This is a genomic window from Afipia carboxidovorans OM5 (genome assembly GCF_000218565.1).
Classification (GTDB): Bacteria; Pseudomonadota; Alphaproteobacteria; order Rhizobiales; family Xanthobacteraceae; genus Afipia; species Afipia carboxidovorans.
This window is the reverse complement of record NC_015684.1, coordinates 68,156-81,324: the sequence shown is the minus strand read 5'-3', so window position 1 is coordinate 81,324 and position 13,169 is coordinate 68,156. Positions and strand designations below refer to the sequence as shown.

Annotated in this window: 14 protein-coding genes and 1 tRNA gene; 10 read left to right on the top strand and 5 right to left on the bottom strand. The window is 64.1% G+C overall.

All coding sequences use genetic code 11. The features are described 5' to 3' along the window. Nucleotides 1–75: 75 nt before the first annotated feature. Nucleotides 76–537: a PTS IIA-like nitrogen regulatory protein PtsN gene (gene ptsN, locus OCA5_RS00365; protein WP_012561638.1), complete on the top strand. Its 462-nt coding sequence runs from the start codon at nt 76–78 to the stop codon at nt 535–537. 178 nt (nt 538–715) lie between these two features. Here ptsN and ilvD read toward each other — a convergent pair whose 3' ends face one another. From ilvD to OCA5_RS00340, 5 genes are all read right to left on the bottom strand, one after another. Further along, the gene (gene ilvD, locus OCA5_RS00360) at nt 716–2,557 is read right to left on the bottom strand and encodes a dihydroxy-acid dehydratase (RefSeq protein WP_012561639.1); all 1,842 of its coding nucleotides are present in this window, start codon (nt 2,555–2,557) and stop codon (nt 716–718) included. Nucleotides 2,558–3,012: 455 nt separating this feature from the next. After that, nucleotides 3,013–3,276, bottom strand: a complete 264-nt coding sequence (locus tag OCA5_RS00355; RefSeq protein ID WP_013912705.1) for a BQ00720 family protein — start codon at nt 3,274–3,276, stop codon at nt 3,013–3,015. A 47-nt stretch (nt 3,277–3,323) separates the two neighbouring features. Next, nucleotides 3,324–3,749 (bottom strand): Hsp20 family protein, encoded by a 426-nt coding sequence (locus OCA5_RS00350; protein WP_012561641.1) that lies wholly within the window; start codon nt 3,747–3,749, stop codon nt 3,324–3,326. A 246-nt stretch (nt 3,750–3,995) separates the two neighbouring features. After that, nucleotides 3,996–4,071 (bottom strand) — tRNA-Ala (locus OCA5_RS00345). Between the two features lie 125 nt (nt 4,072–4,196). Next, on the bottom strand, nt 4,197–4,613 hold the full coding sequence (locus tag OCA5_RS00340) for a TIGR02300 family protein (protein ID WP_012561642.1): 417 nt from the start codon (nt 4,611–4,613) through the stop codon (nt 4,197–4,199). 150 nt (nt 4,614–4,763) lie between these two features. On the opposite strand from OCA5_RS00340, the gene aroA reads away from it, so the two are divergent. From aroA to OCA5_RS00290, 9 genes are all read left to right on the top strand, one after another. Beyond that, nucleotides 4,764–6,095 carry a 3-phosphoshikimate 1-carboxyvinyltransferase gene (gene aroA, locus OCA5_RS00335; protein ID WP_012561643.1) on the top strand — a complete coding sequence of 444 codons (1,332 nt, stop codon included), beginning with the start codon at nt 4,764–4,766 and terminating at the stop codon, nt 6,093–6,095. A 74-nt stretch (nt 6,096–6,169) separates the two neighbouring features. Further along, complete coding sequence (locus OCA5_RS00330; RefSeq protein ID WP_012561644.1) at nt 6,170–6,406, top strand: hypothetical protein; 237 nt, start codon at nt 6,170–6,172, stop codon at nt 6,404–6,406. After that, entirely contained in the window at nt 6,390–7,025 is a 636-nt protein-coding gene (locus OCA5_RS00325; protein ID WP_012561645.1) for an ATPase, read from the top strand. Before OCA5_RS00330 ends, OCA5_RS00325 begins: the two co-directional genes overlap by 17 nt. After that, nucleotides 7,022–7,651 (top strand): (d)CMP kinase, encoded by a 630-nt coding sequence (gene cmk / locus OCA5_RS00320; protein WP_012561646.1) that lies wholly within the window; start codon nt 7,022–7,024, stop codon nt 7,649–7,651. The genes OCA5_RS00325 and cmk overlap by 4 nt, the downstream gene beginning before the upstream one ends. A 573-nt stretch (nt 7,652–8,224) precedes the next feature. Continuing rightward, nucleotides 8,225–9,925, top strand: coding sequence for a 30S ribosomal protein S1 (gene rpsA, locus OCA5_RS00310; protein WP_012561648.1), 1,701 nt, complete (start codon nt 8,225–8,227; stop codon nt 9,923–9,925). Between the two features lie 435 nt (nt 9,926–10,360). Next, nucleotides 10,361–11,341 carry a signal peptide peptidase SppA gene (sppA, locus tag OCA5_RS00305; protein ID WP_012561649.1) on the top strand — a complete coding sequence of 327 codons (981 nt, stop codon included), beginning with the start codon at nt 10,361–10,363 and terminating at the stop codon, nt 11,339–11,341. Nucleotides 11,342–11,500: 159 nt separating this feature from the next. Beyond that, complete coding sequence (locus OCA5_RS00300; protein ID WP_012561650.1) at nt 11,501–11,821, top strand: integration host factor subunit beta; 321 nt, start codon at nt 11,501–11,503, stop codon at nt 11,819–11,821. A 90-nt stretch (nt 11,822–11,911) separates the two neighbouring features. After that, nucleotides 11,912–12,283, top strand: a complete 372-nt coding sequence (locus OCA5_RS00295) for a LapA family protein (RefSeq protein WP_012561651.1) — start codon at nt 11,912–11,914, stop codon at nt 12,281–12,283. A 123-nt stretch (nt 12,284–12,406) separates the two neighbouring features. Next, the gene (locus OCA5_RS00290; RefSeq protein ID WP_012561652.1) at nt 12,407–13,111 is read left to right on the top strand and encodes a phosphoribosylanthranilate isomerase; all 705 of its coding nucleotides are present in this window, start codon (nt 12,407–12,409) and stop codon (nt 13,109–13,111) included. Nucleotides 13,112–13,169: the final 58 nt, after the last annotated feature.

Here is a 13,169-nt window from a genome sequence, read left to right as displayed (position 1 = left end):
GCCCGGCGTGCACACCTTATCGGCCTTGTGGCCCCCACCGGAATTCGGTTTCACCCTTCACTCTCGGACAGCTCCATGACGATTACGGATCTGGTTGCGCCAGAGGCGATTCTTCCGGCGTTGAAGGTCAACAGCAAGAAGCAGGCGCTGCAGGAACTGGCTGCGCGCGCGGCCGAACTCACCGGACAGAATGAGCGCGCCATCTTCGAAGTGCTGCTTCAGCGCGAGAAGCTCGGCACCACGGCGGTCGGCTATGGCATCGCCATTCCGCACGGCAAGCTGCCGAATCTCGACAAGCTGTTCGGCATGTTCGCGCGGCTCGAGCGCCCGATCGACTTCGAGGCGATGGACGGTGCGCCGGTTGACCTTCTGTTTCTCCTGCTTGCGCCGGAAGGCGCGGGTGCCGATCACCTGAAGGCGCTTGCGCGGGTCGCGCGGCTGCTGCGCGATCAGGAAGTCGCCAAGAAGCTGCGCGCCTCGAGCGATGCGCAGGCGCTCTATTCGGTGCTGGCGCTGCCGCCTGCCACCGCGGCGTAAAGCCAGATAGTCAGTACAGATTGGTTTTCGTCATGCCCGGGCTTGTCCCGGGCATCCACGCCTATCTTCCGATGTCGCTGCCAAGACGTGGATGGCCGGAATAAATCCGGCCATGACCGTGTGGTGAAGCATGTCGTCAATTATCAACGCTGAGTGAGATCGCGGCGATTATAGGGTCTTAATCCCGCACCATGCGCACGGCACCGAGCGCGGCGCTGGTGGTGAGCGCGGCGTAGGCCTTGAGCGCGGTGGTGACGCGGCGCTTGCGCGGCGCGGGCTTCCACGCCGCATTGCCGCGCGCCTCCATCGCGGTGCGACGGCGCGTCAGTTCGGCCTCATCGACCGCAAGACGAATGACGCGGTTCGGAATATCGAGCTCGATGGTGTCGCCTTCCTCGACCAGGCCGATCAATCCGCCTTCCGCCGCTTCCGGCGAGATATGACCGATCGACAGGCCCGACGAGCCGCCGGAGAAGCGGCCGTCGGTGATCAGCGCGCAGGCTTTGCCGAGTCCCTTCGATTTCAGATAGCTCGTTGGGTAGAGCATCTCCTGCATGCCGGGGCCGCCGCGCGGGCCCTCGTAACGGATCACGACGACATCGCCCGGCACCACCTTGCCGCCGAGAATGGCATCGACCGCGGCGTCCTGACTTTCGAACAGCCGCGCCGGTCCGGTGAAGCTGAGAATGCTCTCGTCGACGCCTGCGGTCTTCACGATGCAGCCATCGCGCGCGAGATTGCCGAACAGCACCGCAAGCCCGCCGTCCTTCGAGAACGCATGCTCCATGTCGCGGATCACGCCTTTCTTACGGTCGGTGTCGGTGTCGTCGTAACGGCGATCCTGGCTGAAGGCGACCTGCGTCGGCACGCCGCCCGGTGCGGCACGATAGAATGTGCGCACGCTGTCGCTCTTGGTGCGCATCACGTCCCAGCGCTCCAGCGCATCCTTCAAGCTCTTGCTGTGAATGTTCGGCAGGTCGGTGGTGAGCAGACCTGCGCGGTCGAGTTCGCCGAGGATCGCCATCACGCCGCCGGCGCGATGCACGTCTTCGACATGCACGTCGGGTACCGACGGTGCGACCTTGCACAGCACCGGCACGCGGCGCGACAGCCGGTCGATGTCCTTCATGGTGAACGGCACTTCGCCTTCGTAAGCCGCGGCAAGCAGATGCAGCACGGTGTTGGTTGAGCCGCCCATCGCGATGTCGAGTGTCATCGCGTTCTCGAACGCCTTGAAGTTCGCGATCTTGCGCGGCAGCACGCTCTCGTCGTTCTGCTCGTAGTAGCGCCGGGCGAGATCGACGATCAGGTGACCGGCCTCGACGAACAGGCCGCGGCGGTCGGCGTGGGTGGCGAGCATCGAGCCGTTGCCGGGCAGCGCCAGGCCCAGAGCCTCGGTGAGGCAGTTCATCGAGTTCGCGGTGAACATGCCCGAGCACGAGCCGCAGGTCGGGCAGGCGGAACGCTCGATCGTCTCCACTTCGGCGTCGCTCACGCTGTCGTCGGCGGCGGCGACCATGGCGTCGATCAGATCGACCGCCTTGACGGTGTCGTTCCACTTGACCTTGCCAGCTTCCATCGGTCCGCCCGAGACGAACACGGTCGGGATGTTGAGGCGTAGCGAAGCCATCAGCATGCCGGGCGTGATCTTGTCGCAGTTCGAGATGCAGACCATGGCGTCGGCGCAATGCGCGTTGACCATGTATTCGACCGAGTCGGCGATGATCTCGCGTGAGGGCAGGCTGTAGAGCATGCCGTCATGGCCCATGGCGATGCCGTCATCGACCGCGATGGTGTTGAACTCCTTGGCGACGCCGCCGGCCTTCTCGATCTCGCGCGCAACAAGCTGGCCGAGATCCTTGAGGTGGACATGGCCCGGCACGAACTGCGTGAACGAATTCACCACCGCGATAATCGGCTTGCCGAAATCCTCGCTCTTCATGCCCGTGGCGCGCCACAGGCCGCGGGCGCCGGCCATGTTGCGGCCGTGGGTGGAGGTGCGGGAGCGATAGGCGGGCATGAGCGGTCCTCGAATGGTTTGGCCGCGCGAAAAACGCGGGCAGCGGGCAGGCATGATATGGGCCGCGCGTAAGGACAGTCACGCTTGCAAAAAAAGCGGACGAAAGCCGGCGCGGCGGCGGAGGAACCATACAGGGGAGGCCGGGCCGGATCAAAGCGGACGCATGCATGGGTGGCGTGAGAATCCGGGACGCCGTCGCTCGCAATTGTGCAAGTTCGCTCATTCGACGATCGAGCCGGTGGCAGTGTTCCCTTCACCTCGCCCCGCTTGCGGGGAGAGGTCGGCCACGAAGTGGCCGGGTGAGGGGCATGCTTCTCTCGAAAACTGGAGCTCTCACGAAAATCCAGAGCCCCTCACCCCAGCCCTCTCCCCGTAAGGACGGGGAGGGGAAGCAAGGTCCAAAAAAAGCGCCCGCGCGGAAGGCGCGGACGCTCTCGGCAAAGCGATGTGAAGCCTCAGTGCAGACTGACGGTCTGCAGCTCGTTGCTCCAGGCATTGGCGACCGCGGCCTCGCGGCTGTCGGTCAGCATGATCGGCGTGCCGTCGGCGGCATGCAGCGCGAACAGCGTCACGCCCGGCGCGATCTCGGGCGCCTGCGGGAACAGGCTCGCCACGTCCTCGGAGCGGATCTGCTTGATGTAGGCGAGGTGCCCCTCGCCCAGCGCGGCGAGCGCCTCCAGCGAAACTCTCGGCTCTTGATGCAAGATTGCTTCAGCCATGTCCTCGACTCCTCTTAACTAGACAGCGGTCGAGTCCGCTATTTCCATTATTCGTGTTCATTGATGGCTATCGTCTTAACGATCCGCTCAGGCTCAGGCCTTGCGAGATCGACGGACAACAGCCCGTTCCTCAAGTCCGCGCCAAGCACATGCATCCCCTCCGCCAGCACGAAGGTGCGCTGGAAGTGGCGCGCGGCGATGCCGCGATGGATGTATTGCCTCGCCTTGTCGTCCTGTTGGCGGCCGCGGATGACGAGCTGATTTTCCTCAATGGTTACATCGAGTTGGTCGCGGGTGAAGCCCGCCACCGCAAGCGTGATGCGCAGCTTTTCGGGCTGCCCGTTTTCACGTTCGCATCGCTCGATGTTGTAGGGAGGATAGCCGTCGGCGCCCTTGACGACGCGGTCGAGCGCACGCTCGATCTCGTCGAAGCCCAGTAGAAACGGACTGGATAACGAAGGAACACGCGACATTCCAAAGTCCTCTCGAAGCGACTTTGTCCGGCCTCCGGCCCGGTATGGGCCTTTTGCCAAGGGCCCTTGCGGCACCCTTGCCGGAGAGGCGGTTGACCTGCCCGGCTCTCCAAATATGGCAATCGCCGCACGCGGTTCAAGACCGCAGACGGGTCGTGGATACCGCGCTGCACCGGGAAATTCCGGGCACCAGACGCCATCGATTCAGGAACAGAGAGCTTCAGGAACAGAGGATGTTCGGGCGGTTGGTGGAGCCAGGCGGGATCGAACCGCCGACCTCTTGCATGCCATGCAAGCGCTCTCCCAGCTGAGCTATGGCCCCGTAATCAACGCACGCGTTCGGATGGGTCCGACGCAGTCCGCGGGGAGGTTAGCCGTTCGGCCCGCGTCCCCGCGTCAGGAGTGACCTGAAACCACGTTTCAGGTTCTATCTCAAGTCTCTTGTTGTCAGGATTCCTCGTCGCCGGAGACGTCGCCGATGATGTCGGTCACGTCCTCGTCCTCTTCGTCTTCTTCGGCGATGAAGGTGGAATCGTCGTCATCGTCATCGTCGATCGAGTCGTCGATTTCGATGTCGTCTTCGGATTCCGGCACGTTGGTCTTGACCTTGCCGGTCTTCTCCTCGGCATCGGCTTCCTCAAGGGAGACCAACTCCTCCTCGCCCTCGGCCGTCTCGGTATCCTGCGAGGTATCGGCCGCCTGCGCGCGGGCTGCGGTGTCGCCGCGCGGGCGGGTCGGCGCAACCGGCGCGATCGGCACGATTTCGCCGGTGTAGGGCGAAATCACCGGAGTCTTGTTGAGGTCATAGAACTTCTTGCCCGTTACCGGGCAGATACGTTTGGTTCCGAGATCGGCTTTGGCCACGGGCGAGATCCTGGGAATTTCGAAAAAGCGGTGCTTCACTTGGGCGGTTGCGACGCTGGTGTCAATAGTGCTCTCGCCGCCTTCTGTGAGGCGGGTGACGGATTTCGGTGGCCATGGTAGGAGCCCTTCAAATTGTAGAGGAATTTTGCCGTGAGCCACGCCAGCCGACCGACCCCATTGGAGGCACGAGGAAGCACCCCGCTGACCGGGCGGGTCCGCGTGCCGGGCGACAAGTCGATCTCTCACCGCGCGCTCATTCTGGGTGCGCTTGCGGTCGGTGAAACGAAGATCACCGGGCTTCTCGAGGGCGAAGACGTTCTCAACACCGCCAAGGCGATGGCGGCGCTCGGCGCGAAGGTCGAACGCGTGGGCGAGGGCGCATGGCGCGTGCACGGCGTCGGTGTCGGCGGTTTCCGCGCGCCCGATGCGCCGCTTGATTTCGGCAACAGCGGCACCGGCTGCCGTCTTGCGATGGGCGCGGTGGCGGGTTCGCCGATTGCGGCGACGTTCGACGGCGACGCGTCACTGCGCTCGCGCCCGATGCGCCGCATTCTCGATCCGCTGGAGCTGATGGGTGCGAAAGTCTCCGGCGGCGACGGCGCACGGCTGCCGCTGACGCTCGAAGGCGCGCGTGATCCGATCCCGATGGTCTACCGCACGCCGGTTGCTTCGGCGCAGATCAAGTCGGCGGTGCTGCTCGCGGGCCTCTCCGCGCCGGGCGAGACCACCGTAATCGAGGCGGAAGCAAGCCGCGACCACACCGAGCGGATGCTGGCGCAATTCGGCGCCGACATCGTCACCGAGCCGGAAGGCACGCATGGTCGCCGCATCACGCTGACCGGCCAGCCCGAGCTGCACGGCGCCGATGTCGTGGTGCCGGCCGATCCGTCCTCGGCGGCGTTTCCGATCGTCGCCGCGCTGATTGTGCCGGGCTCCGATCTTACCCTCACCGACGTGATGACAAATCCGCTGCGCACCGGGCTTTTCACCACGCTGCGGGAGATGGGCGCCTCGATCGAGGAGAGCGACGTGCGCGACGCCGGCGAGCCGATGGCGAATTTGCGGGTGCGTGCCTCAAAGCTGCGCGGCGTCACCGTGCCGCCCGAGCGCGCGCCGGCGATGATCGACGAATATCTCGTACTCGCGGTCGCCGCCGCCTTCGCGGAAGGCACCACGCGGATGCTGGGTTTGAAGGAGCTGCGCGTGAAGGAATCCGATCGGCTGGAGGCGACCGCTGACATGCTGCGCGTCAACGGCGTCAAGGTCGAGATCGTGGGCGACGATCTCATCGTCCATGGCGAGGGCCGCGTGCCGGGCGGCGGGACGGTTGCGACCCACATGGATCATCGCATCGCGATGTCGGCGCTGGTGATGGGCTGTGCATCGGATACGCCGGTCAAGGTCGACGACACTGCTTTCATCGCCACCAGCTTCCCCGACTTCATCCCAATGATGCGCGGCCTCGGCGCGGATTTCGTTTAACGTGGCGGAATGTCGGAAAAGGCCCTATATTCCTGTGTGAGTTGAATGCGCGGGACTGTCGTTTGAGAGGCTCCATGGCCAAGGTCGTCGTCAAGAAATTCGGGCGCGCGGGCGCCAAGAAACCGGCGGGATCGGTGAAGTCGAAGATCGTGGTCGGCCCCGATGGCCGCCGCACCAAGGTGCTTGCGATCGACGCCAACAGCACGACGTTCAGCGAGGACCTGCATCTCCTGTTCGTCAAGAACGTCGAGAAAGCGCGGCGTGAAAACGTGAAGGCCTTCGGCTCGGCGGATCGTGTCCGCGTTCGTTGAGCGGCCAAAGCTCTGGATTGTCGCCGGGCCGAACGGGTCCGGCAAAAGCTCTCTCTACACCGGATCAGGCATCGAGGATTTTGGCCGCTCGGTCTGGATCATCAATCCGGACGTGCTCTCCCTGCAGATCAGCGAAGCCGAGAAATGCGACCCCGACGCCGCCAACCTCGCGGCGGTGAAGCGTATCTATACCTGGCTCGAAGCCTCGATTGCCGCCTACCGCACGGTCGGCGTCGAGACCGTGCTCTCGACAGAAAAATATCGCGAGATGATCACGGATGCGAAGGCGCGCGGCTTCGAGATCCGGCTGATCTATGTGCTTTTGAAAACCGCGCAGATGAACATCGAGCGTGTCCGGGTGCGGGTCGCCAAGGGCGGCCATGCCGTGCCCGAGGACAAGATCGTGTCGCGCCGCGACAAATCGCTGGCGCAACTGCCGTGGTTTCTCAAGGCCGCCGACGGGGCCTGGATTTTTGACAATTCCGGCAAAGCGCCGCAATTAATCGCCTCCAAGGCGGACGGGGTCATCACCATGGACCCCGCCGCGCTTCCTGAAATCAAGGCGGCGGTGAAACGTGCAACGGGCGCTGCCTCCAACCGACGGCTCGTGAAGACATGATTATCGCCATCGACGGACCGGCCGCGTCCGGCAAGGGAACGCTCGGCAAGCGGCTTGCCGCGCATTACGGCTTTCGCCATCTCGACACCGGCGTGATCTATCGCGCGGTCGCAAAAGCGATGCTCGATCTCGGCGCGGATCTGCAGGACGAGGCGCGGGCGGTCGCGGTGGCGCGCGCGCTCGATCCGGAAAAATTCGGCGATCCGGTTTTGAAGACCCAGGCGATCGGCGATGCCGCGTCCGTCGTCTCCGCGATTCCGGCGGTGCGCGAGGCGCTCATCAATTTCCAGCGCCAGTTCGCGGCCGACCCACCCGGCGCGGTGCTCGACGGACGCGACATCGGCACGGTGATCTGTCCCGATGCCGACGTGAAGATTTTCGTGGTTGCCGATCCGAAAGTGCGTGCGCATCGCCGCACGCTGGAGGCGCGGGGCCGCGGCGAGGCGGCCGACGAGGCGCTGGTGCTGGCGGATATTTTAAAGCGCGACGAGCGCGACAAGAACCGCGCGGCTGCGCCGCTGAAATGCGCGGCCGACGCCCATGTGCTGGATAATTCCAACCTCGACATCGAGGGCGGCGTGCGCGCGGCGATCGCGATCATCGAGCAGGCCCGCGCCACGCGGTGAGATTGCTCTGGTTGGTACGGAATTACGTGCGGGAGCTATCTAGAGGCCCAATATCCGTCATGCCCGGCCTTGTGCCGGGCATCCACGTCTTGACCTGTTTCCACGGAGGAGACGTGGATGCCGGGTCAAGCCCGGCCATGACGAAGTCATGTGGGTGGGTCGGAGGCAAAAACACCCCATTTCCGTCGCGAAAAGCCCTGCGGCAGGCCGGTTTGCGGCCCTCCGCGGCGATTCCGGCCTTGCCCGAAACCCTGTGGAAGGCTATATCGCGCGGGTCCGGGCTGCCCTCGACAGGATCGAGGCCGTCCGAGCGGGCCGGCTTGGGTCAATCCCAGCCGTCATTGGAGGACAAGCCCGCTTGGAGGTCTTTGAGGTCGAGTTGTTTGACTGAACAGACCGGCACTGAAATCACCGCATCGTCCGTCGAAGGCCTGGCCGGCCCGCGCTCGCAAACCATGATGGGTTTCAACCATGATGGGTTTTGAGGCGGTCGCCAAAGGTTGCGGACCTTTGGCCCTTCCCGCGCGATGCGTCCCATCAACCCGACACCGGCCGACCGCATCTGGAGAACCAATGGCTTCGACTGAATCCTCCTATCATCCGACCCGCGACGATTTCGCGGCGATGCTCGATGAATCCTTCTCGGGCGGCAACCTGCAGGAAAGCTCCGTCGTCAAGGGCAAGGTTGTGGCGATCGAGAAGGACATGGCCGTCATTGACGTCGGCCTCAAGACCGAAGGTCGCGTGGCGCTGCGCGAGTTCAACGGCCCCGGCCGCGAGAACACGCTGAAGGTCGGCGACGAAGTCGAAGTCTTTCTGGACCGGATCGAAAACGCGCTCGGTGAAGCCGTTCTCTCGCGCGACAAGGCGCGCCGCGAAGAGAGCTGGGGCAAGCTCGAGAAGGCGTTCAACGCCAACGAGAAGGTTTCCGGCATCATCTTCAACCAGGTCAAGGGCGGCTTCACGGTCGACCTCGACGGCGCCGTGGCGTTCCTGCCGCGCAGCCAGGTCGACATTCGCCCGATCCGCGATGTCGCGCCGCTGATGAACAATCCGCAGCCGTTCCAGATCCTCAAGATGGATCGCCGCCGCGGCAACATCGTCGTGTCCCGCCGCACCGTTCTCGAAGAGACCCGCGCCGAACAGCGTCAGGAGCTCGTGCAGAACCTCGAAGAGGGTCAGGTGATCGACGGCGTCGTCAAGAACATCACCGATTACGGTGCGTTCGTTGACCTCGGTGGCATCGACGGCCTCCTGCACGTCACCGATATCGCGTGGCGCCGCGTCAACCATCCGACCGAGGTGCTCACCATCGGCCAGACGGTGAAGGTCAAGATCATCAAGATCAACCACGAGACCCACCGCATCTCGCTCGGTATGAAGCAGCTCTTGGACGATCCGTGGCAGGGCATCGAGGCGAAGTATCCGCTCAACGCCCGCGTCACCGGCCGCGTCACCAACATCACCGACTACGGTGCGTTCGTCGAGCTCGAGCCGGGCATCGAAGGCCTGATCCACGTCTCCGAGATGTCGTGGACCAAGAAGAACATGCATCCCGGCAAGATCGTCTCCACCTCGCAGGAAGTCGAAGTGCAGGTGCTGGAAGTCGATTCCGCCAAGCGCCGCATCTCGCTCGGTCTCAAGCAGACCATGCGCAATCCGTGGGAAGTGTTCGTCGAGAAGTTCCCGGTCGGCTCGACCGTGGAAGGCGAGGTCAAGAACAAGACCGAGTTCGGTCTGTTCCTGGGTCTCGAAGGCGACGTCGACGGCATGGTGCATCTGTCCGACCTCGATTGGAAACAGCCGGGCGAGCAGGTGATCGACAACTTCAAGAAGGGCGACATGGTCAAGGCCGTGGTGCTCGATGTCGATGTCGAGAAGGAGCGCATCTCGCTCGGCGTCAAGCAGCTCGAGGGCGATCCCTTCGCAGAGCCGGGCGACGTCAAGAAGGGCGCGGTCGTGACCTGCGAGATTCTCGACGTCAAGGACGCCGGCATCGACGTGCAGATCGCCGGTACCGACTTCACCACCTTCATCAAGCGTTCGGAGCTTGCGCGTGATCGCAACGATCAGCGTGCCGAGCGCTTCGCGGTTGGTGAGAAGGTCGACGCCCGCGTCATCCAGTTCGACAAGAAGGCCCGCAAGGTCCAGGTGTCGATCAAGGCGCTGGAAGTCGCCGAGGAGAAGGAAGCCATCGCGCAGTACGGCTCGTCCGACTCCGGCGCGACGCTTGGCGACATTCTCGGCAACGCACTGAAGAAGCGCGACAAGTAAGCTTCTCTCAGGCGTTTCTTTCGCTACACGAATTGAAGAGGGCTCCGGTTTTCGGAGCCCTTTTTGTTTGGGTGATTGGCCTTTGTCTGCGTGATTTTATTTCTGCGTCGTCCCCGCGAAGGTGGGGACCCAGCCTTCAATAAATTTTCCAAGTGATCGCCAGTGCGGAAGCCTGCGCGATAATTCGTTCATTTGTTAAACCTCGGACAGTGTGGGTCCCCGCCTTCGCGGGGACGACACTATGGGTGGGGCGAGATAATGACGGGTAGCGGCTTATCGCCGACCCGTTGGCTCAGAATGACGAGGCAACCCGCCCTTTAGGCCCAATTGCCTCGTCTTCAAATTACCTTGCAATTGATGTATCGAAGTCATGCAATCTCAAGCTTTGCGCGGGGATAACGCGCGCGGGCGGAGGACGCCGCACCGGAGAGCCGCATGTCGTTTGAATCCGACTTCCTCGTCGACCGCCGCCGCATTCGCCGCAAGCTCACCTTCTGGCGGGCGATCAGCGCGCTTGTCGTCATCGCGGCGGTGATCGGCCTCACGGCGGCGCTGGCGCCGTCGGCGCGGCAGGCGATCACCGGCAGCGAGGCGATCGCGCGGGTGAAGATCGAAGGCCTGATCCGCAGCAACGATGAGCGCGTCGCGGCACTCGAGCGGCTCGGCAAGTCGAAGGCCGCCGCCGTCATCGTTCATATCAATTCGCCGGGCGGCACCACCGCGGGCGCCGAGCAATTGTTCGATGCGCTGACGCGGCTCAAGGCGAAGAAGCCGCTCGTCGTCGTGGTCGAGGGGTTGGCCGCCTCCGGCGGCTATATCGCGGCGCTGGCGTCCGATCACATCATCGCGCAGCAGACCTCGCTCGTTGGCTCGATCGGTGTGCTGTTTCAGTTTCCGAATTTCAGCGAGCTGCTGAAGACCGTCGGCGTCAAGGTCGAGGAAGTGAAATCCGCGCCGCTCAAGGCCGCTCCGAACGGTTACGAGCCGACCTCGCCGGAAGCGCGCGCGGCGCTCGATGCGCTGGTGAAGGACTCGTTCGCCTGGTTCAAGGGTCTGGTGAAAACGCGGCGGCAGATGGATGAGGCCGCGCTGCAGGTCGTCTCCGACGGGCGCGTGTTCACCGGCCGTCAGGCGGTTGGATTGAAGCTCATCGACGAACTCGGCGACGAGAAGACCGCGGTGAAGTGGCTGCAGGCGCAGAACAAGATCAAGGGCGAACTGCCGGTGCGCGACTACAAGCTCTCGCCGCGCTTCTCCGACATGACTTTCCTGCGCACGGCGACGGAAGCGACGTTGCGCGCGCTCGGTCTTGAGACATTCGCGCGCATTGTTGGCGGAAGCGGCGTCGGCGGTGTCGCGGAGCGGCTCGAACTCGAAGGCATGCTTGCTTTGTGGCAGCCTGCGGGCTCCAATTGAATTGATGAATCACCTTTCATTCGCCCCGCACGCTGTTCGCAGGCGGGAGAGTCTTCAATTGTCACGTAAAATCGCTCTCATCTTGGGCGTTAAGCGACTTGACAGTTCAAGGCTTTTTCAAGGAAATGTCACCCGCAACGACCGCGAGCCCCCGTCCCGATGATCAAATCAGAACTCGTTCAGCGCATTGCCGAGCATAATCCGCACCTCTACCAGAGGGACGTGGAGAACATCGTCAATGCGATCCTCGAGGAAATCGTCTCGGCACTGGCGCGCGGCGATCGGGTCGAACTGCGCGGGTTTGGCGCGTTTTCGGTGAAGCATCGCCCGGCGCGTGCGGGCCGCAATCCGCGCACCGGCGAGCATGTCCCCGTCGAGCAGAAGAGCGTGCCGTTCTTCAAGACCGGCAAGGAAATGCGCGAGCGGCTGAACCGCGACGGCCTCGATGGGGCCACGCCGCCGTCACCGCCGGCGGCCTGATCGGGCTTGCGCGGCGCATTCCGCGCGTGCAGCGTATGCAGGGATTGCGCCGGGATTGGCCTATGATGCGGGCGTAGCGGGAAGAGCGGCATGCGCAAGTTCGTCAACACCGTGGTGATCGTTCCGCTGGCGCTGTTGCTGCTTGCCTTCGCACTCGCCAACCGCCGCCTCGTGATGGTGTCGTTCAATCCCTTCGACCCCTCGGATGCCTCGCTCGCGCTGACGCTGCCGTTGTTCATCGTCATCATCGGCGCGGTGATGACCGGCGTGCTCGCCGGTGGGCTTGCGGTCTGGTTCGGGCAGCACCGCTATCGCAAGGCCGCGCGGCGCTACGAGGATGAGGCGGCGCAGGCCCGCAACGAGCTTGCGGAACTGCGGCGGGTGGCCTTTTCCGCCGCCCCAAGCCCTGCCGCGCCTCCGGCGCTGCCGCCGCTCGCCGTGACCCAGGAACGCCATTTCTGAGCGCTAGGCTAGGCGCCGGCACGAGGGCGCGAACCCGGGCGCGATGATACAAGACAAGCAGCACGCGACGTTGTAGAACGCGCCTTTCCTGCTTGGATCGCTCGAAACCCAGATCAAACCCATATGTCCCTGATCGTGAAAATCTGTGGCCTGTCCGAACCGGAGACGCTCGAAGCGGCTCTGGAGGCGGGTGCCGATATGGTCGGGCTGGTGTTCTTTCCGCCCTCGCCGCGCAATGTCGATCTGGCGCGCGCAGCCGAGCTTGCGGCGCGGGCGCGCGGGCGCGCCGAGATCGCGGCGCTGACCGTCGATGCCGATGCACGGCTGCTCGATGCCATCGCGCGCGAGGTGCGTCCCGACTGGCTGCAGTTGCACGGCAACGAGCCGCCCGAAGCGGTCGCGGCGTTGCGCGAGACCTACGATGCGCGGGTGATGAAGGCGGTGGCGCTCGCCACGCGCGCGGATCTCGCAAAGGTTGCGCCTTATGTGTCCGTGGCCGACCGCATCCTGTTCGATGCGCGCGCGCCGAAGGATGCGACGCGCCCCGGCGGGCTCGGCGTGCCGTTCGACTGGCGCATTCTCGAAGGCGCCGATCCGGGTCTGCCGTTCGTGCTCTCGGGCGGGCTTCACGCCGACAATCTGTCCGAGGCGCTTGCGCTGGTGCGCCCGCACGGCGTCGATGTCTCCTCCGGTGTTGAGCGCACCATCGGCGTCAAGGATGCCGACATGATCCGCGCTTTCATCCGCGCTGCGCGCGCGGCGTCGTCTTCACCTCGCCCCGTTGACGGGGAGAGTCCGGCTTTCCAGCGAAGCGAGAAAGCCGGGTGAGAGGCGATGGCTGCGTAGAGAAATTTTCGTCCCTCACCTCGCTCGCAAGGAGAGGGAG